Here is a 26,500-nt window from a genome sequence, read left to right on the forward strand (position 1 = left end):
TAAAGCCGATTTTAACGTAATAGTAGGCCATTTTGTTGGTCGGTATTAAGTTTGCATGCTCTTTTCTCACAAAAGAATCAACTTTACAAAGAAAAATAGGTCATTCAATCCTATTTTGCAGTCAATAGCAACAAAGTTTGAGAAAAGAGCCTTCATAAAAGAACCAACTTTACAAAGAAAAATAGGTCATTCACTCCTATTTTGCAGTCAGTAGCAACAAAGTTTGAGAAAAGAGCCTAATATAAAGTTCTTCTATTCCGTTTATAGACCCCAGCGCATGGCAAGGGCGCCCCATGTCAACCCGCCGCCAAAGCCAACCATTACCACTACATCGCCGTCCTTGATTTTCCCTGCTTCCAATTCTTCAAAAAGGGAGATCGGAATTGACGCGGCTGATGTATTTCCGTATTTATGGACGGTCTTTGACATTTTTTCTACGGGGAGCTCAAGTCGCTGGCGGGCTGATTCCATAATCCTGATATTTGCCTGATGAGGAATCAGGAAATCAACATCCTCTTTTGATAGTCCAGCTTTTTCAAGAACATTGATGCTGCTCTCACCCATTTGCCTAACCGCAAATTTGAACACTTCACGGCCATTCATCACAATATAATCATCCTGATACAGATGCTTTCCGCCGGAACCGTCAGAGCCCAACTCGAATGAAAGAACTCCTTTTCCGTCAGAAACAGGTCCCATGACAACCGCACCGGCTCCATCACCAAATAGCACGGCTGTGTTACGATCTTTCCAATCGGTTATCTTGGAAAGCTTTTCTACACCTACTATTAAAACATACTTATAAGTGCCAGCTTCAATAAATTGCTTTCCGGTAACCATTCCATACATAAATCCCGCGCACGCAGCACTCAGGTCCATCGCAGCCGCCTTTTTCGCCCCAAGCTGGTCCTGGAGCATGCACGAGACGGTAGGAAATGGCTGATCTGGAGTAACTGTCGCAACAAGAATCAAGTCGAGCTCTTCAGCTGAAATCCCAGCATTCCTGATTGCCTCCGCTGCAGCACGATAGGCTAAATCCGATGTATCCATATCGTCGCCTGCTATTCTTCTTTCTTCAATCCCTGTCCTGGTCCGGATCCACTCATCCGAAGTATCCATCCTCTTTTCCAAATCGAGATTTGTTACCACTTCCTCCGGCAAATACCGTCCAACCCCAATTATCCCTGCATTCATGGGATCCAACTCCTTTTATCTTGGATTCTGTCTATTTTCGCTAAAATTTTTATTATCAATTATTATGACTTGGTACTAATTTTACCAGAAACTGCTCTTTCACTGCAACTGAAAATTGAGATTTCCGCATATGCCCTAGTCCATGTGGCCATATGAATCATAAACTGACAGTGAAGACCGTTGCTTTTGGGCATTTTTTCAACGCGCCAGGACAGACTGGAATAAGCCAGTCTAACCAGTTGCTTAAGATCAAACTAAATAGGAAGGTGGGAGTGAAAATGGAGGATGGAAGAGATAGAGACTTATTTGGTTTCAGGCTAAAGAGAGAGGATGAAGAGAGCCCAGATCAACGAGAGAGGGAGAATACGCATTTCGATCATTTTATGTTCGGGAAGCCAAGATACAAAGAAGAATCAAGTGAGCAAAATGAGAAAAATGATTCTCCCCTTAACAAGTATCTGGGACAAATCGATTTAGATAAAGTGATGTACCATGTAGATACACTGATCACATCAGCCAAAGAGCTCAAACCGCTAGTGGGAAAGGTTAAACCTCTTTTTGATCATTTCATAGATAAAAACAAAAGCTGAGGCGAGCCTCAGCTTTTCCTGGTGTATGCTATTCTTTTGCAGCATCAGCTTTTCCGAGCTCATAAGCTTCGTTCATAACATTTGTGAAAAGCGTGAAAAATGGCTGCAGGTTGTCCATAGTCAACTCAATGCCTGCCTCCTGCAGTTTTTGCTGCGCTTCCGGAAGGTACTTCATGGCAATTTGCATGAACTCCATTGTTTTGTCATTGCTTTGCATGTCTATTATCTCCTTTAATAATAGCTCTTTTCGTAAATTATGTTGCTTGCACACCCTTTATCACCTATCCGATTCGGAAGCATCTTCGAAAAGAGCCCGAAACCTTTCGGACTGCGGGTCAGTGCAGGTGTACGAAAAGCAGCAATCAATACGAGTAAAGCTTTAATAATAATTACTGGTTGGGCAATTTACCATTTTCTTTATAAGAATTAATATAAGTGCCTATTCTTTCCCTGAAGTTAGAATCGACTTTAGGACTGAACTTGCCCAGGGAAATAACCCCATCCTGAAAGTCGAATGACAGGTTGCCAGACTTAAGCTCTCCATTATTGAACTTATCGGCCGTCAATTCATACAAGTCATCGACATGCTGGACAGTACTTGTCAACACCGTCGATTCACCGAAATCCGACTGGTCTGAAATATAGCCGATAATATACAAGCCTCGGTCCTTCACTCTTTCAATGACAGGTACATTATACCCATCTCCAGCAGGATATATGACATCAGCCCCTTCATCCAGGACATCATTCAGGACATCGAGTGCCTTTTTTTGGTCATCCCAGTGCCCAACATAACGAATGTCGACCTTCATATCCTTGTTTTCAAAGATTGCGCCATCGTAAAAGCCTTCCACTTCAGGCTGCCACTCATATGCTGCAATGATTCCGACTCTGCCGGTTTCAGACATGTGGCTCGCGACCATTCCGCCAAAAAAGCCCATGGCATATGCCTTGAAATTTAGGCTTGTCGTATTTTTTGACCTGGCATCCCCATTAAAGCTAATGAAATGTATATCGGGATATTCCCCTGAAATTTTATTGAAATAGGCAGCGTATTCATTTCCATGCCCATATATTAAGTTGACTCCCTGTCTGTCAAACTCCCTCACTGCAGCCTCTACGGCTTCTTGTGAATTCATTCCTTCTTTGAAAAAGACATCAACTTCCAGGCTGGATTGGATTTGCAGAAGTCCACGATATCCTTTCGTCCCCCACACCTGATCATTAATAGTTTCAGGCACCAACAGGCCGACTTTCTCTACCTTGCCTGTTGCTAGTGGTTGTCCGCATCCCCCAAGCAAAAGAAGGCTTAACAATATTAGCCCGAAACGTTTCAGCATCCGATGCATCTCCTTTATGCGCCACTGTGCAAATCCTTCAAATCATTCAGTGCCCGCTTTATTAAAATGGAACCGATTATAAGAATCTTTTACCATTTTACTCTTTGGAGTATAACTTTGAAAAGTGGTTTATCGAAATTCACTTAGACTCTGCTGTCCTGTATCCGGGTAAATTGCTCTTTTTGCCTGTTTAACCCCTTGCTGATTTGCTCATTTTTTTCTACTGTTCTGACTTTGATAGACCCTTTAAAGTTCGGCGGCTTAACTTCATTCCTAAGTATTACAGGTTCCTTGCCAATCAGCTCCTCTGCACACTGCAGCCATCTGCCTCGTTCTCCACTCGATAGTATATACTGGCCCTTTTGGCCTGATTCAGCCATTTCCTTTATCGTTTTTACAGCATCCTCGATATACAAACAATCATGCTTCCACTCCCATTGACTAATATCAGGAATTTTCCTGCCTTCAATTGAAGAATGAGAAATTGCCTGCTGAAAGAAACACTCCTCCGGCTGCCAGGGTCCATAAATGGTTGGCAAGTAGATTGTCAGCAGCGTTGATTCCCGGCTGCTGATAAACCTGCTCATTTTAGTATCTGCTTCTCTCAATTCCGCATTTTCCTCGGCAAAAAATGCAGGCAGTATAACGACTGTCGGCAGACTTTTCAAATGTCGGTTTTCTAATTTGCTTAAAAGTGCTTCCATTAAATCATCTGTCTCATTCCGTGCTTGGAGCGATTCAAACAAAGTCAGAAAGAGAAAACCTTCTGCTTCTTCAACTTGCCAGTCGTGAAGGCCGATTTCTGTGAAGTTGGCATTCCTGCCGATTTCCAGGCGTTTTTCTTCTGTAAAATAATCCTCTTTGGACTCTTCTGGATGGATACCAGCTATCTCAACGCCCAGATCAAGCAAATACCTGCAAAGGCTATATCCTATAAAATCATATATTCCGAGAATTACTGCCCTTTCCATATTAAATTCCTCCTTGCAAATACTCTCTTGTATCCTATGAATATAAACTTGAAAATATTTGCAGGGAGTTAAAGGACTTGCTCATGTTTTCTAAAAAACTGAACGATTTGGCTTCCTACTTGAAGCATTTTTTCTGGAAGTACATAGCTTAAGGTAACCGGCAGGTCATCCTTTTCCCATTCAACCGACAGTTCCTTAATGATACTTGATTGCTTGTAAGCCCTGTTTCCTGATAATACTTGGATGATCTTCACCGGGGTATCTTTATTGAAGGCAGGTCTGGAAGATTCGCTGTCAAGGCTTTCAAGGAGCGTGTTAATATCTGTTTCATAAGCTGCTTCGAGTTCAGCGACAAGCTTTTTATAAAAAAACTTATTCTCTTTTTCCTGCTCCAGATGGGTACTGAGAGAAAGGATCGGATTGATCAGGACCAGGCTCCTTATTTTAAAATCATTATGCTTTAATAATTTCAAGGCCACAAGCGCACCCATTCCTTCAGCGACTAAATGGAAGGAAGTATTCAATATTTCATTACGGACGATATGGCTGCACAGTCTCAGCGTTAACTCGACAGCCTTTTCACTTCCCCAATGTCTTCCATATAAATTTGAATAAAAAACAGTATACCCTTCTTTTTTCCATATGTTCAACAGTGAACGTTTACCCTCATTCTGCGTCCAGAAGCTGCTGTTGCTGCTCACAAAGTGCCTTTCATCTCCAATCATCAGGATACCGAAACCATTTGGCCTTTCAGGATAATGGATGACATTCCATTCGGTATCCAGTTTAAAGTTCCGGCTCTCCATCTTACCAACCCCTTCCATACAGATTATTCATATTACTGTATGTAGTTTAACAGGAAATGAAAGGGGGTTTGCCCATTTTTCCATATTAATCCCTTATCTTTGCTCAAATTTTCTTGATCCCGCCAAATTTATCGGTAAAATCGAATTGTTCTATGAAAACGCTTTTCATTTTATTTAAATTTCATTTATAATTTATATGGCTTGTGGTAAGATGAGAAAAGATTTAATAATGTAAGAGGTGAAAATCGTGAAATATTTCTGGACTTTACTCTGGACATTCCTCCTGGTTCTAATGCTAAATTATGTAGCCGGCGCGATGATCGGCGTTGGATTGGACTTAGCTCAAAGTGTGATCATTGCAGTTGTGGCAACAATCATTATCCTTGTGATTCCTGCAGTTCTTCCAACTGGTTCTGAAGAAAATCATAGTCATTAAATAAGAAATGCGTAAGCGCCTTGATCAGCCCTGACAAGCGCTGCCCGACAAAACACCCCATCGTGTGGCTGGCGGGTTTGCACGTCCTGGGCCTTAGAGGGCCGACCGGTGAAGTCGGTTTTTGACTTCATTGGGCGGACCGAAATCGAAAAGTATAGCCGACTGTCCAGAAACGCAGAAACTGGAGACTCCGACCCTGCCGGCGGAGTTGAAGTTTCGAGAGTTTCTAGGAGGCGACACTAGACAATTCGAAAAGCGGAGGCGACTGCCCAACTCCGACATGCGTTGGAGGGCCTGACAGTGAAGTCGCCCTTTGACTTCATTGGCAGGACCGAAACGTCTCGAGGAGTTAGGAGCCGCAGCTAGACAAGCGACTCGAAGGGCTAGGCGCTGGAGCTAGACACTAATCCTGGTGTAAAGCTTCAACTTTCTTATAAATTCACAAAAAAGTCATCCAAAGCGGATGACTTTTTTCATTCTATATAATGCTCAACGAGATATCTCCTTCTTTAACCCCAATTTCTACCTGGCTCTTCTCTTTGATCCTGCCTGCAATGATTTCCCTGGCAAGTTTAGTTTCCAAACTCCTCTGGATAAATCGCTTCAATGGTCTCGCTCCGTATACGGGATCGAATCCATGTTCAGCTAGAAACTCTTTTGCTTCATCCGTGATTGACAGGTGTATCTGCTGGTCGGATAGCCTTGCTTGCAAATTCTTTACCAGTTTTCCGACAATCATTTTGATTTCCTTTAATGCCAAAGGCTTAAACAAAATGATTTCATCTACACGATTCAAGAATTCCGGCCGGAAATGGCTACGCAGTTGGCCCATTACAAGATCCCTGGTTTCAGAGGAGATTTCTTCATCCCCATTCTGCCGGTCAAGCAAATGGTGCGAACCAATATTGGAGGTCATGATGATTACAGTATTCTTAAAGTCGACCACTCTTCCTTGAGAATCCGTTACCCGACCATCATCCAGCATTTGCAGAAGGATATTGAAAACTTCTGGATGTGCTTTCTCAACTTCATCGAGGAGGATGACAGAATAAGGATTTCTTCTGACTGCTTCAGTAAGCTGGCCGCCTTCCTCATACCCCACATATCCCGGAGGTGCTCCAATCAGCCTTGACACTGCATGTTTTTCCATATACTCAGACATATCAATCCGGATGATATGCTCTTCACTGTCAAACAATGACTGAGCAAGCGTTTTGGCCAGTTCCGTTTTACCAACACCAGTAGGCCCCAGGAAAATGAATGACCCAATCGGCCTGTTTGGATCCTTGATGCCCGCTCTTGCTCTTAGGACTGCATCGGCAACAAGTGATACTGCATCATCCTGGCCGACAACCCGTTCATGCAGAATGCTCTCAAGCTTTAGTAACTTTTCGCGCTCTCCTTCAACCAGCTTCATCACGGGTATGCCCGTCCACCGTGAAACGATTCCAGCAATTTCTTCTTCAGTCACTTCCTCACGAAGAAGCCGTTCTCCTTCATTTTGGCTAACTTCCAATTCAAGCTCTTTCAATTCTTTTTCAAGAGAAGGGATACGGCCATGCCTTAATTCAGCGGCCTTGTTCAAGTCATAGTCATTTTCTGCTTTTTCCAGCTCCCGTCGCAGCTTTTCAAGCAGCTCCCGCTGTTCCTGTACCTTTTGGATGCCTTCCTTTTCCTTCTGCCATCTCGATTTCATTGCATTCGCTTTTTCCCTCAAGTTGGCGAGTTCCTTACGAAGAGTTTCGAGTCGCTCGCGGCTCGCATCATCTTTTTCCTTTGTCAACGCAGCTTCTTCAATTTCCAGCTGCATCACCCTTCTTGTCACTTCATCTAGCTCAGTCGGCATCGAGTCAATTTCTGTACGGATCATTGCGCAAGCCTCATCAACCAGGTCAATCGCCTTGTCAGGCAGGAATCGGTCTGTGATGTATCGATCTGACAATGCAGCAGCAGCCACTATTGCACGGTCATGGATGTTGACTCCATGGTGGATTTCAAACCTTTCCTTCAATCCCCGTAAAATTGACACTGTATCCTCAACGTCTGGTTCTTTTACCAATACCTGCTGGAAGCGGCGTTCAAGTGCAGGATCTTTTTCGATGTATTTTCTGTGTTCGTCAAGGGTTGTTGCACCGATGCAATGGAGCTCCCCGCGAGCAAGCATTGGTTTTAGCATATTCCCGGCATCCATTGCCCCCTCAGTCTTGCCCGCACCTACAATTGTATGGAGTTCATCAATGAACAACAGTATTTTGCCTTCACTCTTTTTCACTTCATTCAAAACCGCTTTCAGCCGCTCTTCGAATTCGCCCCGGAATTTCGCGCCTGCGATCAGCGAACTCATGTCCAACGCAAAAATCGTCTTATCCTTCAGGCCTTCCGGAACATCCCTCCGTACAATCCTTTGTGCCAGTCCTTCTACAATAGCTGTCTTACCTACACCTGGCTCCCCGATCAAAACCGGATTATTCTTCGTCTTCCTTGAGAGTATACGGATGACATTGCGAATCTCACTGTCCCTGCCGATTACCGGGTCGACCTTTCCTGAACGGACCTCCTCCACAAGATCACGTCCGTATTTTTTCAACACTTCATAAGTTGCTTCTGGGTTTTGTGAAGTCACTCTCTGGTTCCCCCTAACACTATTAATTCTCGCCACTAATGTGTCTCTGTTAACACTTAATTTCCTCAAAGCTGCGCCTGTTTCAGATCCAGGTATCTCAAGTAAAGCTAGCAAAACATGTTCTACAGATAAATAGTCATCTTCAAACTGTTTCATTTCCTTTTCTGCCTGGGCCAAAACCTTTTGCAGTGCTGCTGTAATGTATAATTTCCCCTGTTCTGCTCCGCTTCCGGAAACTTGCGGTTTCTTTGACAGGCTGCGGTTTAATTCTTCTCGAAAATGGTCTAGATTTATTCCGGTACCAGAAAGCAAGGTTGCCGCCAGGCTGCCGTCCTGTTCAAGCAAGGCAAGCAACAGATGCGGATCATCCACTTCCTGATGATTATGTTGAACAGCCAGGGTCTGAGCTGATACAAAGGCATTTTGCAAGCTTTCTGTCATTCTATTTAAATCCATGACCAATCACTCCTTTGACCTTTTTTGACCTTTAGTTTTATTATAATAAAAATCTCCAAATAGTAAAGCCATCCGCACTGGATGGCTTTAAGAAAGACAGTATGAATTTCATTCCGGAAATCCTGGATGAACCAGGGGGAGTTATTTAAACTTTGGCATATATGTCCAGTGGCGGTTGTGGTTGGAGTTTTCCGGAAAACGATCCCCAGCTTTAAGTTTAATTTTTTGCGGATTGTTGACATTGCTGCCTGTTTCACCAATTTCAATGTAAATACCATTATTGGGTGCCTTTTGTCCGGCACGGAACTGATGACTTTGCCCCATTTGCCTTCCTCCTTCATAAAAGTATTCCGGCAATTTTATTATTTACTGATTTAAATAAAGTATTTATGCATATTTTATCCTTTCAAAAAAAGGGGTTATACGGTACATTAGTGTGTATGAGAAAAAAAGAGCAGACATCTTTTCAGCCACTTTAAGCGCTCCACGCCTAAAACGCCGCCCCAATTGGCTGAAAACCTGTTGGGCACTGGAGCTGGATCATTCTCAACGTCATCTTAAATAAACGGAGGAATGCAAAAACAATATGGAAAATTTCTATGAATTGATTAAATACATATTTCTTGGCCTATTCCAGGGAATCACCGAACCGATCCCTGTATCATCCAGCGGACACCTGGAGATAGCAGAGCATTTTTTCAAACTGCAAATTGAAGGAATGAGTTTTGCCCTTCTAATGAATACAGCTTCCCTATTTGCTGTTTTGTTAATTTACAGAGCCGATATCATCCGGTTAATTGTTAACGGAATTGCATATCTTAAAAGTAAAGATCCCGAGGCAAAATCAGATTTTATGTTCATCATTTATCTAATTGTCGGGACAATTCCTGCTGGTGTCATTGGGATCCTATTCGGCGATTTTATCGAGAAAGAACTGGCCCATATTAAAACTGTTGGGGTAACACTTATAGTGACCGGCCTGGCGCTCTGGCTGATCCGAAACATGCGGGGCCGCAAGAATGACGGAGATTTAAGCTTTAAAGATGCCATTATTGTTGGACTTGCCCAAGCAGTTGCACTTATCCCCGGCATCAGTCGTTCTGGTGCAACAATTGTCGCAGCGATGAGCCTGGGTATGAGACAGGAAACGGCACTGAGGTACTCTTTCCTGCTTTATATTCCAGTTAGTTTCGGCGGAATGATTCTCGGTTTTTCTGATCTTTTGCTTGATGACCGTCTTGGAGAGCTGGCATTGCCGTATTCTTTTGCCTTCATCGCTTCACTGATTGCCTCTTACTTCTCTTTAAAATGGTTCATGAATATCATGGCGCGCGGAAACTTAAAGTACTTTGCAATATACTGCTTCATTGTTGGGCCACTGGTCTTGCTCTTTTCCTAATACAAGAAAAGCCGGCTACCTTCATAGCCGGTTTTTTCGTTTTTTGTCACTCTGAAGTGACCTCCTTTATGCCCTTTTGCCTCGTGGTTCACTTATTTGGGCAGTTACGATCTTCTATAGAACCTTTTCGCTCCTTCAGCCACTCATTCGAGCTTATAGAACATTTCTATAGAACCTTTTCGCTCCTTCAACCACTCATTTGGGCTTAAAGAATATTTCTATAGGACTTCTCCACCTCTTCACCCAATCAATCCTTCAATATCTCCACAAGCAATGCCTTCTGGGCATGGAGTCTGTTTCCTGCCTGTTCGAATACCACTGAGTGCTCACCGTCCATCACTCCTGCTGTTACCTCCTCGCCGCGGTGCGCGGGGAGACAGTGCATAAACAAGTAGTCTTTTTTCGCTGCTTTGAGTATTGCTTCATTCACCTGGTAGCCATGGAAATCATTTAATCTCTGCTCATTTTCCAACTCCTGGCCCATGCTGGTCCATACATCTGTATAGATGATATCCGCGTCTTGAACAGCTTCTTGAGGTGATTCCGTGATGACCATGTTTGCACCACTTTTTCTTGCAAGGTCCTCACACCGTGCTGTTATCGTTTTATCGGGGAAGTATCCTTTTGGTGAAGCAATATATACATCCATCCCGATTTTTGTGCAGGCGATCATCAGTGAATGGGCAACATTGTTCCCATCACCGATGTAAGCAAGCTTAAGGCCTTTAAGCTTCCCTTTTTTCTCATAAATCGTCAACAGATCAGCAAGTGCCTGGCATGGATGATACAGATCGGTCAGACCATTAATGACAGGTATGTCGGCATAATCGGCCAATTCCTCAACTGACTCGTGCGAGAAGGTTCTGATCATGATGCCGTCCAGGTATTGCGAGAGAACCTGGGCTGTATCTGCCACTGTCTCTCCGCGCCCAAGCTGAAGGTCGTTTCCATTTAAATAAAGAGCACTGCCACCAAGCTGGATCATGCCTACCTCAAATGATACTCTAGTACGCGTTGAGGACTTGTCGAAGATCATACCCAGTATTTTGCCTTTGAGGGGCTGGTCAAATTGTTTCTTTAAAGTTTTTTCCTTCAAGATGACTGCCTTTTCTAATAAAGTTAAGATTTCCTGTGGTTCCAAATCGGCCAGGGTTAATAGGTCTTTGCCTTTTATATCAATATGAAGCTGCTGTAGTGCTGTCATTCTGCCATCACTTCCTCATTAGTTTCTGTCAGCCATTGATCCAGGGAGTTAACGTTCCAACTTTCGGCTGATGCACTTTTTAATAGTGCATGCAGTGTTTCCTTTTGGGTCAATACGATCTTCCGGTTCTTGACAGCCCATTCCCTCAAAGATAAATCTCTTTCTGATGAACCCGGACAATACAAGGCTGCCACTTTTTTATGGTCGGATACTTTTTCGATATGAATTAAATGAAAATCGGCTGCCAGTTTTCCTGCTTCCAATAAATCATTTTCATCTGCAAAGGCGATGTCTCCCTGGACAGCTTTTCCGCTGATTGAATGGAAGCTCTTATGCAGTGCCTCTTCAAGTGTCGATGCAATGCTGATGCCTTCCCCTGTCGATATCATTTGCGGACCAGTCCTGGCGTCCAGCCCTTTTAATGCAAAGTTCGAAAATACCGGATGCTTTACGACTGTGTATCTTGCATCAGAGTCGAGCAGAACTTCATCTTTCGACAAAATATATTTCCCAAGCAATATTTTTGTCGCTTTTTTGACTAATTCAACACCAGCTGCCTTGCTGACGATCGGCATCGTCCTGCTTGAGCGCGGGTTGACTTCAAGCAGATACACTTCGTTTCCCTTAACAATGAACTGGATGTTCATTAATCCCTTATACTTCAATTCCTTCACGATTTTCTTTGCATACTCCGCCATCCGCTGCTTCGTTTCATTTGGGAAGCTTTGGGCTGGGATGATGCAAAAGCTGTCCCCCGAATGGACGCCGGTCTTTTCGATATGCTCGATGATGGCCGGTATCAGGACATGCTCCCCATCGGACGCAAGATCAAGTTCCGCCTCAGTTGCTTCAAGGTATTGATCAACCAGAATTGGGTATTGAATGTTACCTTCATCCACTACTCTTTTCAATTCATCCTGATCTCGAAGTATCACCATATTAAGTCCGCCAATCACATACGAAGGCCGGATTAAAACTGGATATCCTAACTCCTCCACAGCAGACAGCAGTTCACCCTCATCCTCAGCTGTTTCACCCTTTACACGCGGAATCTTAAGCTTGTCGAGCAGCTGATAAAATTGATCCCGGTCTTCGAACAGGTCAATTGTTGCTGAACTTGTTCCAAGCAGCTTGACTCCTGCTTCCTCAAGACCCTTCGCCAGATTCAAGGCAGTCTGCCCGCCCAGCTGGACTATGACTTCCTGTATTCCTTCCATTTCAATCACATTCAGGATGTCTTCCATTGTTAAGGGTTCAAAATATAATCGATCTGATATGGCAAAATCAGTGCTGACAGTCTCCGGGTTATTGTTGATCATGATCGTTTCAACATTTTCTTCTTTGAGGGCAAAAACGCCATGAACCGAGCAATAATCAAACTCAATTCCCTGACCGATGCTAATCGGGCCGCTGCCAATGACAAGCACCTTTCGTTTGCTGCTATCAACCGTCGCTTCATTTTCACCAAGATAGCTGGAGTAAAAATAATTGGACGCAGATTCGAATTCCGCCGCACATGTATCGACCATTTTATAAACAGGTTTGATACCATGGCTTTTCCGCAGCTCCCTGACCTTCTGCTCACGAACACTCCACTTTTTGGCCAGAAAAGCATCACTGAATCCTTTTTCTTTCAGAGATCTAAGCTTTGGAGCTGTAATACTTTCAAATTGAAGCCCTTCAATCGACTTCTCAATATCGGTCAAAGACTTGAATTTATTCAGGAAAAATAAATCGATCTTTGTTATTTCATGGAGGGATTGAATTTCCATACCCCGACGCAGCAATTCGAGCAATGCAAAAACCCGCTGGTCTGTCTGTTTTCCAGCCAGAGCATTCAGCTGTTCGACAGTAAATTCTTCAAACGCCGGCAGTTGTAGATCCAGAGCATTGCTATTCAGTGACCGTATCGCTTTGATAAAAGCTCGTTCAAAGCTTCGGTCAATTGCCATTGCTTCCCCTGTTGCCTTCATTTGCGTCCCTAAGGTCCTGTCGATTTGCGGGAATTGCTCAAACGGCCATTTCGGTATTTTCACCACTACATAGTCGAGCGACGGCTCATAGCTGGCAAAGGTATTGCCTGTAACAGGGTTAATGATTTCGGAAAGGTTGTAACCGGCTGCCAGCTTTGCGGCCATCCGTGCGATTGGATATCCTGTCGCTTTCGATGCGAGCGCTGAGGACCTGCTGACCCTGGGGTTTACTTCAATCAAAAAGTAATTTTTGCTCTTAGGGTCGAGGGCAAACTGGATATTGCAGCCTCCTACGATTCCCAGAGCTGATATAATTTTAACAGCGGATGTCCGAAGCATATGGTATTCTCGATCCGTCAGCGTCTGTGATGGAGCTACTACGATGGAGTCGCCAGTATGGATGCCAACCGGGTCGATATTCTCCATATTGCAGATGGAGATGCAAGTACCAGCAGCGTCACGCATCATTTCGTATTCAATTTCCTTATAGCCTGCAATGCTTCTTTCAACCAGGCATTGATTAATCGGGCTCTCATTCAGCCCGCCGGATACAAGAGAGATCAATTCTTCCATTGTTCCGGCAATCCCGCCGCCTGTGCCTCCCAGCGTGTAGGCGGGCCTTACAATTAACGGAAAGCCGATTTTGTTTGCAAAGGCCACCGCTTCTTCAACAAATTGAACGATTTCACTCTCCGGCACTGGTTCATTCAACTCATGCATCAGGCTGCGGAATGCTTCCCTGTCTTCTCCTTGCTTAATACTCGAAACTGAAGTCCCCAGCACTTTTACATTGTATTTTTCGAGAATGCCCTCTTCACTTAGCTTGAACACAAGATTCAATCCTGCCTGGCCGCCAAGAGTCCCTAAAATACCATCCGGCTTTTCCCGCTGGATCACTTTTTCTACCGCTTCTGCCGTCATCGGTTCAAAATAGACTGCATCTGCAAATACATGATCCGTCATGACAGTTGCCGGGTTATTGTTTACAAGAATGACCCGGTATCCTTCCTCTTTCAAGGCAATGCATGCCTGTGTCCCTGCATAATCGAATTCAGCGGCCTGGCCGATAATAATGGGGCCAGAACCGATTACCAGTATTGAATGAATATTTTTATCCTTAGGCATAGCTGACTTCTCTCCGTTTTCTGTATTTGACTGTATTGATGAAATCTTCAAATATGAATACACTGTCTTCAGGTCCAGGACTGGCTTCTGGGTGGAACTGAACAGTCATCAGCGGCCATTTTTCATGGTAAAGGCCTTCGATTGACTGATCATTTTTATTGAAGAAACGAACCTTCAATCCTGTACTGTCGATACTTTTTGGATCAACTGCATAGCTGTGGTTTTGCGAGGACATGAACACCCGGTTGCTTTTCACATCGTAAACTGGCTGGTTTGCACCACGATGGCCAAAGAGCATTTTGCTTGTATCCCCTCCAAGGGCCAGCGCTGCCAGCTGGTGCCCCAGGCAAATCCCCAATACTGGATAATGCTCGATTATTTTCCTGATCTCATGCAGCTGTCCAAATAATTCCTTCGGATCACCAGGTCCATTGGATAAAAGCACACCATCAGGCTTCAAGGCTGCAATTTGTTCTAAGCTATAATTGAAAGGAACAATTGTCACGAGACAATTTTGTTTTACCAGATAGTCTGCGATTGATTTCTTAAAACCGTAATCAATTAACACAATATGAGTGTCGCCAAACCCTAAAGTTTCTGGTACCACCGATGATACTGCCTGCACCTTGAGACCCTTGATCGTTTCACAGCTTGATTCACATATTGAGTCGCTTGATAAAATGGCAGGCATCGTTCCATTCTGCCGAATACATTTTACGAGCTCGCGAGTATCCACATGCTCCAGTACGGGAATATCCCATTTCTCCAGATATTCAGTGAATGAGTGCTGTGCTTCATAGTGATAAGCTGTTTTTGCAGCTTCAAAGACAATCACTGCCGCAACATGCGGCTTTTTGCTTTCAAAATCTTTATCATTGATTCCATAGTTGCCAATCAGCGGATACGTGAAAACAATGATTTGATTCTTGTATGAAGGATCGGTCAATACTTCTTGATAACCCGTCATTCCTGTAAAAAAAACAATCTCGCCGGCAATGGCCTCTTCAGCTAGCGATCCATGTAAGTGCCCCTGAAATGTCTTGCCGTCAGCCAGATGCAGATATCCTTTCATCAGACACATCTCCAAACGTATATTTATTTAAGTTAATTTATTTTTATGCAACGCAATTTAAAAAATTTTACTGCAATTTATGCAGTTACCTTAGATTTACTTAAGGTTCCTTTCAGTAAAGAGACAGCCTTCTCTATCTCCTCTTCTGTAACATTCAGCGGCGGAAGCAGACGGACAACCTTTTCTCCTGCCGGCAATGCAATCATTCCCGATTTCCTCAATTCAGCTAAAATCGGCTGTGCATCGACAGTCAGTTCAATTCCAGCCATCAACCCGAGTCCCCTGATGTCTTTAACCACTTCCATCCAACCGAGTTCATTATGAAGTAACTCAAATAGTAATTTCCCTTTGGCAGATGCCTCTGCAAGGAATCCTTCATTAAAAATGGTATCCATAACGGCTATCGCTGCCGCCGTACTGATCGGATTTCCGCCAAATGTCGAACCATGGGTGCCCGGACCAAAAAACTCAGCGAGACCAGCTTTGCCGATGGCGGCTCCTATTGGAAGCCCATTACCAAGCCCTTTTGCAACGGTTATAATATCAGGTTCTATCCCAAAATGCTGAAATGCAAATGGTCTGCCAGTCCGGCCGATCCCGGTCTGGATTTCATCGATAATAAGCAGTACGCCACTTTCAGCACATAAACTTGCTGCTTCCTTTATAAATTCGTTTGTTACGACATGAATTCCGCCCTCACCCTGGATAATTTCAATCATTACCGCAGCTGTATCAGAATCAATTTCAGTTTTTAGAGCATCCAGGTCATTGAATGGCATATGGATAAATGTTTCAAGCATGCTGCCATACCCCTGCTTGATTTTATCCTGCCCGGTGGCAGCCATGCCGGCGAAAGTCCTGCCGTGAAAGGATTGCAGGAACGTGATGATTTTGGTGCGCCCAGTAGCTTTCCTTGCAAGTTTAATCGCTGCTTCGTTTGCTTCTGCACCGCTATTGGCAAAAAATACACAATCCAATCCAGAACTATCTGCGAGCTTTTTAGCTGCTTCTTCCTGGATTGTTTGCGGAAAGAGATTCGATACATGCCAGAATAAGTCGAGTTGTTCCTTGACTGCATGCTCTACTGCTTCATGACGATGGCCCAAATTGCAGACGCCAATGCCAGAAGTAAAATCAAGGTATTGCTGGCCGTCCTTTCCATAAAGGAGCGTCCCTTCTGCTTTTACAGGCTGTATTTCCCATCGTTGATAAGTAGGGAATAAATGGCTCATTAAAACACCTCTTCTTTTGCGGCAATCGCTGTTCCATGCCAGCAGTTATTTTTATAGAATCGCTTTTTGCCAGAAATAATCATGACAGTATCTACACCCGCCGCTGTAGCTGACAAGGCGGATTTTACCTTTGGAACCATTCCTCCATAGATACTTCCATCAGAAATATAGCTCTCTATTTGACTATCAGTCATTTCGGTCACCAGCTCACCATCTATCAGGATTCCGTCCACATTGGTTATAAAAGCACAACGTTCAGCCTTCAAGGCTTTCGCAATCGATGCAGCAGCATAATCGCCATTTATATTTAGCTTGCTGCCATCATTGGCAATACCGAGTGGCGTAATCACAGGAATATAGCCATTTTGAAGCGCCAGCATAATCAAGTCAGTGTTTACCTGGGTAATCGTCCCAACGTATCCCAAGCTCTGCTTATCAATATATTCGGCCTGAAGGCAAAGACCATCGCTCCCATTGATGCCAAGAGCATTGAAGTCCTGCTTCATCAGCATGCTGCACAGCTGCCGATTCGTCTGTCCGGAAAGTACCATTTCAACAATTCCGATCGTCTTTTCACACGTCACTCTAAGACCATCTTTGAACATAGCCGGGATTTCATATAAATCAAGCATCGAGTTGATTGCTGGCCCGCCCCCGTGAACGATGACGGGATAGAACCCATCCGCCATCAATTCTTTTAGACTACTGAAGAAATTGTCATTAAGCTCCTCTAACACACTTCCGCCGCATTTAATGACCACCGTTTCCAATTAATCCGCCCCTTTAAGTCCGATAGCTTGCATTTATTTTCACATAATCATAGGAAAGATCGCAGCCCCAGGCCATTCCTTTTCCTTCCCCCAAATGCAGGTCAACGAAAATTTCAATCTTGTCATCCATCAGGTACTCCCTCGCCTGATCTTCATCGAAAGCTACAGGTGTACTATCTTTAAGCATAGCAATTTCTCCAAGAGATATATCGACAGTTTTTGGATTTACGGATGCCTCACTTTGGCCGATCGCGCCTATGATCCGTCCCCAGTTCGCATCCGCCCCGTAAACTGCTGTTTTGACAAGGTTAGACCCGGCGATCTGTTTTCCGACCATTCGTGCTTCTTCATCAGACATTGCGCCTGTTACCGATATCTCAATCAATTTTGTTGCTCCCTCTCCATCCTTTGCAATCTGTTTTGCAAGACTTGCACAGCTTTCTTTTAACAAGTCTATAAAAACTACCCAATCTGGATGGTCCGGGTCCAATGACAGATTTCCTGCAGTTCCATTTGCCAGCACCAGCACCATATCATTCGTGGATGTATCTCCATCCACCGTGATTTGATTGAAGGTTGTATTCGTTACATCCTTTAGCGCTGCCGCCAAGTATTCACTTGATATATTAGCATCAGTTGTTAAAAAACCAAGCATCGTGGCCATGTTCGGGTGAATCATCCCAGAACCCTTCGCGGCCCCTCCTATACTCACTGTTACCCCGTCAATTTCAGCAGTGTAACAGCAGCTTTTCATTACTGTATCCGTTGTCAGGATCGCCGTTTGGAAATCCTTTGCATCATCCGCTGTTTTGCCGATAGAAAGCTTTCCGATTCCAGACTCAATTTTTTCCATCTGCATATATTCACCGATTACTCCAGTGGATGCAACAGCAACATGATGTTCAGGAATCCCCAGTTTTGCTGCTGCCAATGATCGCATTTTCAGCGCATCCTTATATCCTTGTTCTCCCGTGCATGCATTCGCACATGCACTGTTGACGACGATTGCCTGGAGAACCTTCTCCTCCGCAATACTTTCCTGTGTTACCGCCAATGGAGCCGCCTGGAAGTGACTTGTCGTGTAGACAGCGGCACAACTGGCCGGATTCTCGCTTACAATCATCCCTAAATCAAGCTTGGCATAGCGCAGCCCTGCATGTACTCCGCCGCACTGGAATCCTTTTGGAGTTAAAATTCCTCCATCAGGGATTTTTTTTATTAATTGCTTGTCGGTCATTGCCTGGTACATATTTTCCTCCTTTATGGATACAGTGGAATCATCTTCAGTCCTGCACTTTCCTCTAATCCAAACATAATATTGGCGTTTTGAACCGCCTGACCTGCAGCGCCTTTCATTAAATTATCGATCACCGATACAATCGTCAGCCTTCCTGTCCTGCTGTCCGCATGCAGCCCAATATCACAGTAATTCGACCCCTTGACCTCTTTGACTGAAGGGAACATTCCGTTTTTCCTTACTCTTATAAATGCGTGGCTATCATATGTTTCTTTATATAAATCTAGCAGTCTCAAAGTATCCAGATCTTCTTTTAACTGAACATATATGGTCGCCATGATTCCTCTTGTGACGGGTATTAAATGTGTGCTGAAGGTGACCCTAACCTCTTCGCCATTCCAAAGACTGAGCTGCTGCTCGATTTCAGGGATATGCTGGTGCTCATTAACTTTATAAATTTTGAAATTTTCATTCAACTCAGCGTATAACGTTCCCATTGAGGGAGACCTCCCTGCACCGGACACTCCAGACTTTGCATCAATGATGATACTATTCGAATCAATCAGCTTTTCTGTCAGCACAGGTGCCAGCCCAAGGAGAGCTGCAGTCGGGTAACATCCTGGATTTGCCAGCAGGTTTGCATTCATAATCTGCTCCCTATTCCATTCACTTAGCCCGTATACCGCTTCATCCAATATAGAAGCACTGACTGATTCATGCTTATACCATTCTTCATATGCTGATGCGTCTTTCAATCTCAAGTCACCTGATAAATCAATGACTTTAATGTTCTTATTGAGAAAAGATTTTACAAGCTTTCCGGAAACTTTTGATGGGGTTGCCAGGAACACAATGTCTGATTCCGCGGCGATTTTGTCAGTTTCAATCTTGGTGAGGACTTTATCAAAAATCCCTGTTAAATGGGGGTATTCTTCAGAAACAGGTTTTTCTTCTCTTGTTGTGTGGATTGAATGAATACTGATATATGGATGATTTGCCAGGATACGAATTAGTTCTCCACCCCCATATCCAGTTGTGCCAATGATTGATGCCTTCACTTGAAACCTCCTTTCAACGCATGCATAAATAATCACGTTTGTTTATATTTATAAATAAATTTCTTTTTATTATAAAAACAAAGAGAAAAAAACGCAACAGATTTATTAACAATATGTGAACAATTCACAATTTTATTGCTGGCTTTGTATGCTTTACAATATAATAATATTAATATCAGATACGGAAGGGAGTATAACCTCCCGTAGATAAGGTGGTATTCATATGTTGACTGCAACAACGTTGTCACCAAATTTGAATAAGCTTTTTGAAAAGGTCCATAAAATCAAGACTATTGATAAAGGGCGGTTTCTTTTTGAAGAAGGAAATACCGCAGACGAGCTGTATATTATCCAGAGCGGGAAATTTCAAATCAGCAAAATGGTGCCGGATGGACGCGAGTTAACAATCAGAATGTGTTCAGCTGGTGAGTTGGTTGGAGAGTTATCACTATTCAGCACGGCATCTCAGCATATATTGAATGCCCGGGCCTCAGAAAGCGGTACGGTAGCGGTGATACAGAAGGATAAGCTCGAGACTGAAATTGAAAAGGACAGCGGGCTGGCACTGGAACTCGTTAAATGGCTTTCCCTGCAGCACCGCAAATCGCAAACAAGGTTCAGAGATCTCGTCCTTCATGGAAAAAAAGGCGCAATGTACTCCACATTGATCCGGATGGCAAACAGCTATGGCATTAAAACAGATGAAGGCGTTAAAATTAATGTATCCCTTACAAACCAGGAGCTTGCAAACTTCTGTGGGACCTCACGCGAAGTCGTAAACAGATTATTGAGCGACCTAAGGAAAAGCAAAATCATTTCCATTGATAAAGGATTCATTACCATCCATGCCATCAACCGCCTAAAAAGAGAAATAGATTGTGAGAATTGCCCGATTGAGGTATGCAATATTGAATAGAAAAGCCGCCAGACTTTAACTGGCGGCTTTTCTTATTGAGTGTTTTCAAATTGGATGATCTTAGAGAATCGCAAACAGCATGATGATAAAAAACAGGGCTGCGTTCACGATTTCGTATATGCCTACCTTCATGACAGAAAGCGGTTTACCGTAAAATGCCATCGCTCTGATAAAGCTAGGAATTGCGGCTGCCGCTACGATTGCTTCTCCAGCCACAAGCCATAATACCGGAACGAGTAAATGGTACGACCAGGAAATCCATTTGAATTGACTATTTTTCTTCTCGCGGATCATTGTTTTCACGTAAAATGTGCTTCCTGTGAAAAACAGGATCGATGCGGCAAAAACAAGAATGGCATTTTCATTGATTTCCCCATTCGCAAGATAGCTGCTTGCAAGTCCGGCAATAGAGAAAACAACGATTGCACTTAAATCATTAAGGAGAGCACGGTCTTTATTTTTCGCAGAGAAGTATGCATTGATCATGAAAAACGGAATCATTGCTAGGCCAAAGGTCACAATCGTTGGTGTCATGAACAATGGGACCATCAAGAATAATAAGGCTGGTATTATATAAGTAAGCGCCCATTTACGATAAAATGGGATTTTCTTTTTCTTGAACATCAAAAGAAGCGGATATGTTCCTAAATATAGTAACAGCCACCCGATAAAAAACGGGACATGCTGCCAGACTAATTCACTTGCCGCTGCTCCAAGCCAGAAAGGGATGATCAACATCGCCCAGGCTCCATGCTGTTTTGGCATAAATAACTTCATGAATGAACACTCCCTTTTGTTTCCTGCCTTAAATATAAAGCAGACAAAAGGTATAATAAGTGAAACACATCACATTTGGGGATGAGGAATTCCAAATGACACTGAACTGTCAAAAAAAAGGGCTCTTTTCTCAAACTTTTTGCTATTGACCGCAAAATAGGATGAATGAACTATGTTTCCTTGCAAAGTTGATTCTAAGAATGAGAAAAGAGCATGCAAACTTTATTCCGACCTACTAATTAGCTTTAGATTATTTTAAAATCGTCTTTAGGATTTTAACAACAATCTTTACGAAAACAACCTAAAGAAAAGAAGAGGCTGAAATTCTGCCATCAGCCTCTTCTTTCGAAATGCAATTTTAAAAATATTTTCTTTAAATATAAGTGCGGTTTTAGCAAATAATAAATTTCCTTCGTGAATGCCAGACTCAATAGGAATAGGAATACAGTAATATAATGGACCTTCGAGAGAATGGAAACATCCATGACCAGGCTCATGTCCGGCTGCAGTTGGGCAAGGCTGATGAGCCATCTTAACAGCAATACTGGTTCGTTCGCTATGCTGCTTGACATCACGATCGCAATACCTGTCGCCGTGCTGGCGGCCATAAGTGTTTTGACGACGCCCAGCAGAAGCCTCCCTGCTTTCGAACGTGTTCCTTCCTCTCTCGATGCATCGTACTGCCAGACTAGTCCCATCGCCACAATTGCCACAACAGAATATGGATAAACAATCCACAAAAAAATTTGCAGCATTTCCATCGCTCTCACCTCACACATATGTCACAACCTGAACCCCATTAACATTCTAACCGGGCAGGTATAAAGTGGCAGTGACAAAAGTCGCCGTATATGTCTAAAATAAGAACTTTTCTAGCTAAACCTTGAAGGACCTAGAGGAAATCACCTATTTTTTGATGATTTCCTCTAAAATCCAGCTAACTCCATCATCCATATTAAGAACAGGAAGTGCAATATCCTTTAATAAGTTTAGCAGACCCGGATCCCGGCATAAGACGACCTGGATATTCTGAAGCTTTTCCACTAGCTCCAGATCTCTTTCATCACGCAGGATGACCGCCTTGGGAAAGGGCTCATTCTTATAGCCTTCTATCAATATTACATCTGGCTTGAAGAAGGAAAGCATGTCTATTTCTTCAGCAAGGGACCATGAACCGTTTTCAGCATGGATGATCATCCTGCCTCCTCCTTCTACAAGTGAGACAGCGGCTCCAGCCTTAATATGCTTATCTGAATCCTTTGCCTCAACAACTTCCGGCTTGCCGCCATGCCCATGATGTTTCACTGTCGCTACCTTAAGGCCAGCTGCAGTCAGCTGTTTAATCAACATCAGGCTAAGCGTGGTTTTGCCGCTGTTTTGGTACCCTGCAATCTGGAACAGCACCGGTTTTACCAAGGCCATTCGCTGCCCGCATGGTCTTCGAGCATCAGGACCTCCACCTCGGTTCCCTGTTCAAAACCTCTCGTGCCGCCAGGCAGAATCATGAGGGAGTTAGCCCCGGCAAGGCTCATGATGATGTTTGATTTATCCAGACCGCTTGGTGTCACTACCAGTTTTCCATTCTCGATTGTCAGGGCACTCCTTACAAATCTAGTGAATGGATTTGCTTTAGGGAAATTGGCATCAAGAATGGCTTTCTCCTTCCTCAAATGAGGCTGACCAGTGAACAGCATCGTCCTGATGATTGGACGGGCGAACAATTCAAAACCTACATAGCAAGCAGAAGGGTTTCCTGACAGACCGAACAATACCTTCCCGTCAAGCTGGGCTACAGTAGTGACGCTTCCAGGCCTCATCGCTACCTTATTGAACAACACCTCTGCTCCAAGCTTTGCATAGATTTCCGGGAGATAGTCATAGTCCCCGACAGAAACCCCACCGGTTGTAATGAATAAGTCCACTTCCTCAATCGCTTTGCTCACTGCATCGAAGCATGTATCAAAATCATCTGGCAGCTGTCCAAAGTATTTCACTTCTGCACCGGCACGAAGAATTTGTGCGGAGATCATATAAGAGTTGCTGTTGCGAATTTTTCCCGGCTCAAGCGGTTCATCGACATCCAGCAATTCAGTCCCTGTTGCATAAAGGCCAATTACCGGCTTCTTTGCTACTGGTACTTTTGCATACCCGAAAGTTGCCAGCATCGCCTGGATTCCCGGATTGATGAAGGTGCCTTTTTTTACAAGGACCTCCCCTTCCTTTGCATCCTCACCGCGGTAGGAAACATTGTCTCCTTTATTATGTTTCCGCTTTGTTTCCATATATTTTTTTCCATCACGCTCTGCTTCTTTAGCTAATTCCAGCATAACAACAGCGTCAGCTCCAACAGGCATCTGGGCGCCTGTCATAATCCTGACAGCCTGGAACGGTCCAAGTTCTTTATCCGTTAGCATACCTGCTCCGATATGGTCAACCACTTCGAATTCAACCGCGTGATTTTGAGAGGCTTCCTGTGTATCGACAGAACGAATCGCATATCCATCGTATGGAGCTCTGTCAAAATGAGGCACATCACTGGTTGCTTTCAAGTCCTCTGAAAGATAGCGTCCAAAGCTTTCATTTATTGAAACATATTCAGTGGAGCCTTTTTTCTTATGCTCCATCACTCTCTTAACTGCCTCTCCAATTGGAATAGGGTTTCTTTTTTCTAACATATAATCAGCTCCTATTGCAGGCTTAACTTATAAATATACCCTTTTCATTATAAGAGTAATGTAAAAATGAAAACATAACAAACCTCACAGTATTCTCTCATAAAATCTCCCGAAAATATGTAGATTTTTTGTGAAGTGTGATGCACATCACCAAGCAGTAAAACCATTTCCTTTATGATGAGTATGTAAACAGTATTAAATAATCTCCTGGAGGTACTTATATGAAAATGCCTTTTGATCAAAATTCTTTAGTTAAAGATATTGTCAATATATTCCCTCAATCAAGTGATTTGTTCAAGCAAAATAGACTGGATTTCTGCTGTGGCGGCAATCGTCCTCTAGCGGAAGCGGCGGCTGAACAAAACCTGGACGTGCCGGCAATCATGGAGGCACTCGAAGAATTATATCGAAAGCATAACGGCGCTCCAGAAAGTATGGAGGTCTGGACAGAAACTGACTCAGCAGAATTGATCGACCATATCAAGAACAAATACCACCGCGAACTTGAAGAAGAGTTAAAACTGCTAAGCCCGTATGTAACAAAGGTCGCTAAAGTGCACGGTGACCGCCACGATGAACTTTTGAAGGTCTATGAGCTTTTCTATAAGTTGAAGAAGGAGCTCCTGGAGCATACCGCAAAAGAAGAAGCAACTGTCTTCCCGCTATTGCTGCAGCTTGATACCGCAAATGATGTAGAACGTTCTGAAATGATCGCAGAAATCACAGAACTTGAGAAGGAACATGACCATGCCGGCTCAATCCTAAAGCAACTGCGTGAAATAACAGCTGACTTCAATCCGCCAATCGATGCGTGCGGAACGTACCGCTTGGTATACAAGCGTCTTGAGGCGCTGGAATCACATACCTTCATGCATGTCCATCTAGAAAACAACATCCTGTTTCCAAGGTATATCGCCTAACCAGTTAGAATGCCCCAATCAATTAATGATGGGGCATTTTTCATTACAGCTTACGTTATAATGCACCGGAGAAAAGCCGCGCGAACGATTCCTTCGTTCGTTCCCAAAGCCCGCGCTTATGATATTTAACAGGACTGATTTTCTCCGAGTCCTCAAGATCCTCTTCATAATGAGCCACAAGGTCCCTGATCGAACTTGTACCAAACAAAAATACATTGACCTCGAAATTCAGATGAAAGCTCCGCATGTCTAAATTGGCTGTGCCAATCGAGGCGATATTCCCATCAACGATGATGACCTTCTGGTGCAAAAACCCTTTTTTGTACGAGTAAATCTCTGCCCCGTTCCGTAATAGCTCAGAATAGTAAGAACGGCTCGCATATTGCGTCAGGTAGCTGTCATTGATTTCAGGGACCATGATCCTGACTTCAATCCCCTTTGCTGCGGCAACTCTCAATGCCGTGCGGATTGCTTCGTCAGGGACAAAATAAGGGGTAGCAATCCAAATCGATTTTGTTGCACAGGACATCATCGTATAGTAAAAATCACTCATGATTCCCTGCTGAGTATCCGGACCGCTTGGCACGACCTGGATAGCCCCATCGAGTTCATCTTCATCATGGGGATTTTTCACGGCTCGCTTATTTCCCAGCACTTTCTCGCCGCTGACATATTCCCAATCAAGCAAAAAGACATTATGAAGGGTATACACAGCCTCACCGGTCAGCACCATATGCGTATCACGCCAGAAACCGATTTTATCATCTTCTCCTAAATATTCTACTCCAACGTTCAAACCTCCGACAAATCCAATCTCCCCATCGATAATGACAATTTTTCTGTGATTTCGAAAGTTGAACTTCTGATTGAAGAACCCGTATTTTAGCGGGGAGAACGGTGCCGCTTTAATGCCCGCCTCCTGCATGTCTTTAAGGTCGCTCACTGCGAACTTCATGCTTCCGGCAGCATCGAACATGAATAAAACCTCGACACCTTGCTTTGCCTTTTCAATCAGGATATCTATAATCTCCCGTCCAAGGCGATCAGACCTGAAAATATAGTATTCCATATGGATGAATCTTTCTGCTTCCCGTAATTTCTTTTTCAGTTCGGCAAAGGTTTCTTCTCCATTTTTCAGGATCTTTGCCCTGGAGGCAGTTGTTATCGGTGTCAACGTTGCATTTTTTGCATACTTGGCGAAGCATTGCTGATTTTCAATCAAAAAAGAAAGGTCCCTCGACTCTTCCTTCCTCATCAGTTTTTCCCACTGGTCACGGTCTCTCGTCCGCTTGCTTTTATATAAATAACCCTTTAAATACAGCTGACCCGAAAATAAATAAAAGAAATAACCGCCCACGGGAAAAAGCAGCATGACATACATCCACATCAGCGTGTGCTGAGCCGAACGGTTTTCAAGCATCAATGAATACATGCTGATAAAAATGATCACCGCATAGATCAGTATGGCTGATACCTTGAAAGTCTGGCTATAGTCGGTAAAAAATACAATATAGAAACATGCCATTAAAATAAATACAAATAAAAATTCCAGTCTTCTTTTTAGCATTCAGCATTCTCCAACAAGTTTATAGTAGATTCATGTATACCCATAAACCATTTGTCCGGAAACATAGTATGTCCAAATTTTCCATACGCGCCAAAGTAAAAAGATCATGAAAAATGGTTTCGTGAAGATTGTTGTTAAAATTCTAAAGACCATTTTAAC

Annotated in this window: 25 protein-coding genes; 6 read left to right on the forward strand and 19 right to left on the reverse strand. The window is 43.6% G+C overall.

The window, feature by feature from the left end; translation table 11 throughout:
* Positions 1 to 261 precede the first annotated feature (261 nt).
* Entirely contained in the window at positions 262 to 1,194 is a 933-nt protein-coding gene (locus tag J7E35_RS02275; RefSeq protein WP_214776589.1) for a beta-ketoacyl-ACP synthase III, read from the reverse strand.
* Between the two features lie 152 nt (positions 1,195 to 1,346).
* Between J7E35_RS02275 and J7E35_RS02280 the strand changes: the two genes are divergently transcribed.
* The gene (locus J7E35_RS02280) at positions 1,347 to 1,784 is read left to right on the forward strand and encodes a hypothetical protein (protein ID WP_214776590.1); all 438 of its coding nucleotides are present in this window, start codon (positions 1,347 to 1,349) and stop codon (positions 1,782 to 1,784) included.
* 28 nt (positions 1,785 to 1,812) lie between these two features.
* Here J7E35_RS02280 and J7E35_RS02285 read toward each other — a convergent pair whose 3' ends face one another.
* The 4 genes from J7E35_RS02285 to J7E35_RS02300 form a co-directional block, all read right to left on the reverse strand.
* Positions 1,813 to 2,001, reverse strand: a complete 189-nt coding sequence (locus tag J7E35_RS02285) for a ComZ family protein (protein WP_041967344.1) — start codon at positions 1,999 to 2,001, stop codon at positions 1,813 to 1,815.
* Between the two features lie 172 nt (positions 2,002 to 2,173).
* Positions 2,174 to 3,124 carry a BMP family ABC transporter substrate-binding protein gene (locus J7E35_RS02290; RefSeq protein ID WP_214776591.1) on the reverse strand — a complete coding sequence of 317 codons (951 nt, stop codon included), beginning with the start codon at positions 3,122 to 3,124 and terminating at the stop codon, positions 2,174 to 2,176.
* 143 nt (positions 3,125 to 3,267) lie between these two features.
* On the reverse strand, positions 3,268 to 4,095 hold the full coding sequence (locus J7E35_RS02295) for a hypothetical protein (RefSeq protein ID WP_214776592.1): 828 nt from the start codon (positions 4,093 to 4,095) through the stop codon (positions 3,268 to 3,270).
* Positions 4,096 to 4,163: 68 nt separating this feature from the next.
* Positions 4,164 to 4,901: a hydrolase gene (locus J7E35_RS02300; protein ID WP_214776593.1), complete on the reverse strand. Its 738-nt coding sequence runs from the start codon at positions 4,899 to 4,901 to the stop codon at positions 4,164 to 4,166.
* A 247-nt stretch (positions 4,902 to 5,148) separates the two neighbouring features.
* On the opposite strand from J7E35_RS02300, the gene J7E35_RS02305 reads away from it, so the two are divergent.
* Both J7E35_RS02305 and J7E35_RS23440 read left to right on the forward strand, forming a co-directional pair.
* Positions 5,149 to 5,337, forward strand: a complete 189-nt coding sequence (locus tag J7E35_RS02305; RefSeq protein ID WP_214776594.1) for a DUF2929 family protein — start codon at positions 5,149 to 5,151, stop codon at positions 5,335 to 5,337.
* 108 nt (positions 5,338 to 5,445) lie between these two features.
* On the forward strand, positions 5,446 to 5,580 hold the full coding sequence (locus J7E35_RS23440) for a hypothetical protein (RefSeq protein WP_285290758.1): 135 nt from the start codon (positions 5,446 to 5,448) through the stop codon (positions 5,578 to 5,580).
* A gap of 235 nt (positions 5,581 to 5,815) precedes the next feature.
* Here J7E35_RS23440 and clpB read toward each other — a convergent pair whose 3' ends face one another.
* Both clpB and J7E35_RS02315 read right to left on the reverse strand, forming a co-directional pair.
* Positions 5,816 to 8,416, reverse strand: a complete 2,601-nt coding sequence (gene clpB / locus J7E35_RS02310; protein WP_214776595.1) for an ATP-dependent chaperone ClpB — start codon at positions 8,414 to 8,416, stop codon at positions 5,816 to 5,818.
* Positions 8,417 to 8,557: 141 nt separating this feature from the next.
* Complete coding sequence (locus J7E35_RS02315; protein WP_079508079.1) at positions 8,558 to 8,740, reverse strand: YjzC family protein; 183 nt, start codon at positions 8,738 to 8,740, stop codon at positions 8,558 to 8,560.
* A gap of 262 nt (positions 8,741 to 9,002) precedes the next feature.
* On the opposite strand from J7E35_RS02315, the gene J7E35_RS02320 reads away from it, so the two are divergent.
* On the forward strand, positions 9,003 to 9,815 hold the full coding sequence (locus J7E35_RS02320) for an undecaprenyl-diphosphate phosphatase (protein ID WP_214776596.1): 813 nt from the start codon (positions 9,003 to 9,005) through the stop codon (positions 9,813 to 9,815).
* 247 nt (positions 9,816 to 10,062) lie between these two features.
* Here J7E35_RS02320 and argF read toward each other — a convergent pair whose 3' ends face one another.
* From argF to argC, 7 genes are all read right to left on the reverse strand, one after another.
* Positions 10,063 to 11,019, reverse strand: coding sequence for an ornithine carbamoyltransferase (gene argF / locus J7E35_RS02325; protein ID WP_214776597.1), 957 nt, complete (start codon positions 11,017 to 11,019; stop codon positions 10,063 to 10,065).
* Entirely contained in the window at positions 11,016 to 14,117 is a 3,102-nt protein-coding gene (locus J7E35_RS02330; protein WP_214776598.1) for a carbamoyl-phosphate synthase (glutamine-hydrolyzing) large subunit, read from the reverse strand. Before J7E35_RS02330 ends, argF begins: the two co-directional genes overlap by 4 nt.
* Positions 14,110 to 15,189, reverse strand: a complete 1,080-nt coding sequence (locus tag J7E35_RS02335; protein WP_214776599.1) for a carbamoyl phosphate synthase small subunit — start codon at positions 15,187 to 15,189, stop codon at positions 14,110 to 14,112. The genes J7E35_RS02330 and J7E35_RS02335 overlap by 8 nt, the downstream gene beginning before the upstream one ends.
* Positions 15,190 to 15,266: 77 nt before the next feature.
* Positions 15,267 to 16,421 carry an acetylornithine transaminase gene (locus J7E35_RS02340; RefSeq protein WP_214776600.1) on the reverse strand — a complete coding sequence of 385 codons (1,155 nt, stop codon included), beginning with the start codon at positions 16,419 to 16,421 and terminating at the stop codon, positions 15,267 to 15,269.
* Complete coding sequence (gene argB, locus J7E35_RS02345; RefSeq protein ID WP_483297646.1) at positions 16,421 to 17,182, reverse strand: acetylglutamate kinase; 762 nt, start codon at positions 17,180 to 17,182, stop codon at positions 16,421 to 16,423. The genes J7E35_RS02340 and argB overlap by 1 nt, the downstream gene beginning before the upstream one ends.
* A 22-nt stretch (positions 17,183 to 17,204) precedes the next feature.
* A complete protein-coding gene (gene argJ / locus J7E35_RS02350; protein WP_251009680.1) occupies positions 17,205 to 18,440 on the reverse strand; it encodes a bifunctional ornithine acetyltransferase/N-acetylglutamate synthase in 1,236 nt (411 codons plus the stop codon).
* A gap of 11 nt (positions 18,441 to 18,451) precedes the next feature.
* Positions 18,452 to 19,486, reverse strand: a complete 1,035-nt coding sequence (argC, locus tag J7E35_RS02355) for an N-acetyl-gamma-glutamyl-phosphate reductase (protein WP_214776602.1) — start codon at positions 19,484 to 19,486, stop codon at positions 18,452 to 18,454.
* A 223-nt stretch (positions 19,487 to 19,709) separates the two neighbouring features.
* On the opposite strand from argC, the gene J7E35_RS02360 reads away from it, so the two are divergent.
* Positions 19,710 to 20,402, forward strand: a complete 693-nt coding sequence (locus J7E35_RS02360) for a Crp/Fnr family transcriptional regulator (RefSeq protein ID WP_214776603.1) — start codon at positions 19,710 to 19,712, stop codon at positions 20,400 to 20,402.
* Positions 20,403 to 20,462: 60 nt separating this feature from the next.
* Here the strand turns inward: J7E35_RS02360 and J7E35_RS02365 are convergent, their stop codons facing one another.
* The 4 genes from J7E35_RS02365 to J7E35_RS02380 all read right to left on the reverse strand — a co-directional run bounded on the left by J7E35_RS02365 (position 20,463) and on the right by J7E35_RS02380 (position 23,854).
* Entirely contained in the window at positions 20,463 to 21,179 is a 717-nt protein-coding gene (locus J7E35_RS02365) for a YwiC-like family protein (protein ID WP_214776604.1), read from the reverse strand.
* A gap of 332 nt (positions 21,180 to 21,511) precedes the next feature.
* Positions 21,512 to 21,958: a respiratory nitrate reductase subunit gamma gene (locus J7E35_RS02370; RefSeq protein ID WP_214776605.1), complete on the reverse strand. Its 447-nt coding sequence runs from the start codon at positions 21,956 to 21,958 to the stop codon at positions 21,512 to 21,514.
* 127 nt (positions 21,959 to 22,085) lie between these two features.
* Positions 22,086 to 22,601 (reverse strand): molybdopterin-guanine dinucleotide biosynthesis protein B, encoded by a 516-nt coding sequence (gene mobB / locus J7E35_RS02375; RefSeq protein WP_251009679.1) that lies wholly within the window; start codon positions 22,599 to 22,601, stop codon positions 22,086 to 22,088.
* Complete coding sequence (locus J7E35_RS02380) at positions 22,589 to 23,854, reverse strand: molybdopterin molybdotransferase MoeA (RefSeq protein WP_214776606.1); 1,266 nt, start codon at positions 23,852 to 23,854, stop codon at positions 22,589 to 22,591. The genes mobB and J7E35_RS02380 overlap by 13 nt, the downstream gene beginning before the upstream one ends.
* 221 nt (positions 23,855 to 24,075) lie before the next feature.
* Here J7E35_RS02380 and ric point away from each other — a divergent pair, with 221 nt between their 5' ends.
* Positions 24,076 to 24,774 carry an iron-sulfur cluster repair di-iron protein gene (gene ric, locus J7E35_RS02385; protein WP_214776607.1) on the forward strand — a complete coding sequence of 233 codons (699 nt, stop codon included), beginning with the start codon at positions 24,076 to 24,078 and terminating at the stop codon, positions 24,772 to 24,774.
* Positions 24,775 to 24,829: 55 nt separating this feature from the next.
* Here ric and cls read toward each other — a convergent pair whose 3' ends face one another.
* A complete protein-coding gene (cls, locus tag J7E35_RS02390) occupies positions 24,830 to 26,341 on the reverse strand; it encodes a cardiolipin synthase (protein ID WP_214776608.1) in 1,512 nt (503 codons plus the stop codon).
* Positions 26,342 to 26,500: the final 159 nt, after the last annotated feature.

It is taken from the genome of Bacillus sp. ISL-45, from assembly GCF_018613195.1.
Lineage (GTDB): Bacteria > Bacillota > Bacilli > Bacillales > Cytobacillaceae > Mesobacillus.

Coding starts and splice junctions, on each gene's coding strand:
- J7E35_RS02335 (WP_214776599.1), bottom strand. CDS start 15,189: ATGAAAGGATATCTGCATCTGGCTGACGGCAAGACATTTCAGGGGCAC.
- J7E35_RS02280 (WP_214776590.1), top strand. CDS start 1,347: ATGAATCATAAACTGACAGTGAAGACCGTTGCTTTTGGGCATTTTTTC.
- J7E35_RS02330 (WP_214776598.1), bottom strand. CDS start 14,117: ATGCCTAAGGATAAAAATATTCATTCAATACTGGTAATCGGTTCTGGC.
- argF (WP_214776597.1), bottom strand. CDS start 11,019: ATGACAGCACTACAGCAGCTTCATATTGATATAAAAGGCAAAGACCTA.
- J7E35_RS02370 (WP_214776605.1), bottom strand. CDS start 21,958: ATGTGTGAGGTGAGAGCGATGGAAATGCTGCAAATTTTTTTGTGGATT.
- J7E35_RS02295 (WP_214776592.1), bottom strand. CDS start 4,095: ATGGAAAGGGCAGTAATTCTCGGAATATATGATTTTATAGGATATAGC.
- clpB (WP_214776595.1), bottom strand. CDS start 8,416: ATGGATTTAAATAGAATGACAGAAAGCTTGCAAAATGCCTTTGTATCA.
- argJ (WP_251009680.1), bottom strand. CDS start 18,440: ATGTACCAGGCAATGACCGACAAGCAATTAATAAAAAAAATCCCTGAT.
- J7E35_RS02320 (WP_214776596.1), top strand. CDS start 9,003: ATGGAAAATTTCTATGAATTGATTAAATACATATTTCTTGGCCTATTC.
- mobB (WP_251009679.1), bottom strand. CDS start 22,601: ATGGCCTTGGTAAAACCGGTGCTGTTCCAGATTGCAGGGTACCAAAAC.
- cls (WP_214776608.1), bottom strand. CDS start 26,341: ATGCTAAAAAGAAGACTGGAATTTTTATTTGTATTTATTTTAATGGCA.
- J7E35_RS02340 (WP_214776600.1), bottom strand. CDS start 16,421: ATGAGCCATTTATTCCCTACTTATCAACGATGGGAAATACAGCCTGTA.
- J7E35_RS02285 (WP_041967344.1), bottom strand. CDS start 2,001: ATGCAAAGCAATGACAAAACAATGGAGTTCATGCAAATTGCCATGAAG.
- J7E35_RS02365 (WP_214776604.1), bottom strand. CDS start 21,179: ATGAAGTTATTTATGCCAAAACAGCATGGAGCCTGGGCGATGTTGATC.
- J7E35_RS02315 (WP_079508079.1), bottom strand. CDS start 8,740: ATGGGGCAAAGTCATCAGTTCCGTGCCGGACAAAAGGCACCCAATAAT.
- J7E35_RS02275 (WP_214776589.1), bottom strand. CDS start 1,194: ATGAATGCAGGGATAATTGGGGTTGGACGGTATTTGCCGGAGGAAGTG.
- J7E35_RS02360 (WP_214776603.1), top strand. CDS start 19,710: ATGTTGACTGCAACAACGTTGTCACCAAATTTGAATAAGCTTTTTGAA.
- J7E35_RS02380 (WP_214776606.1), bottom strand. CDS start 23,854: ATGTTAGAAAAAAGAAACCCTATTCCAATTGGAGAGGCAGTTAAGAGA.
- J7E35_RS02300 (WP_214776593.1), bottom strand. CDS start 4,901: ATGGAGAGCCGGAACTTTAAACTGGATACCGAATGGAATGTCATCCAT.
- J7E35_RS02290 (WP_214776591.1), bottom strand. CDS start 3,124: ATGCTGAAACGTTTCGGGCTAATATTGTTAAGCCTTCTTTTGCTTGGG.
- ric (WP_214776607.1), top strand. CDS start 24,076: ATGAAAATGCCTTTTGATCAAAATTCTTTAGTTAAAGATATTGTCAAT.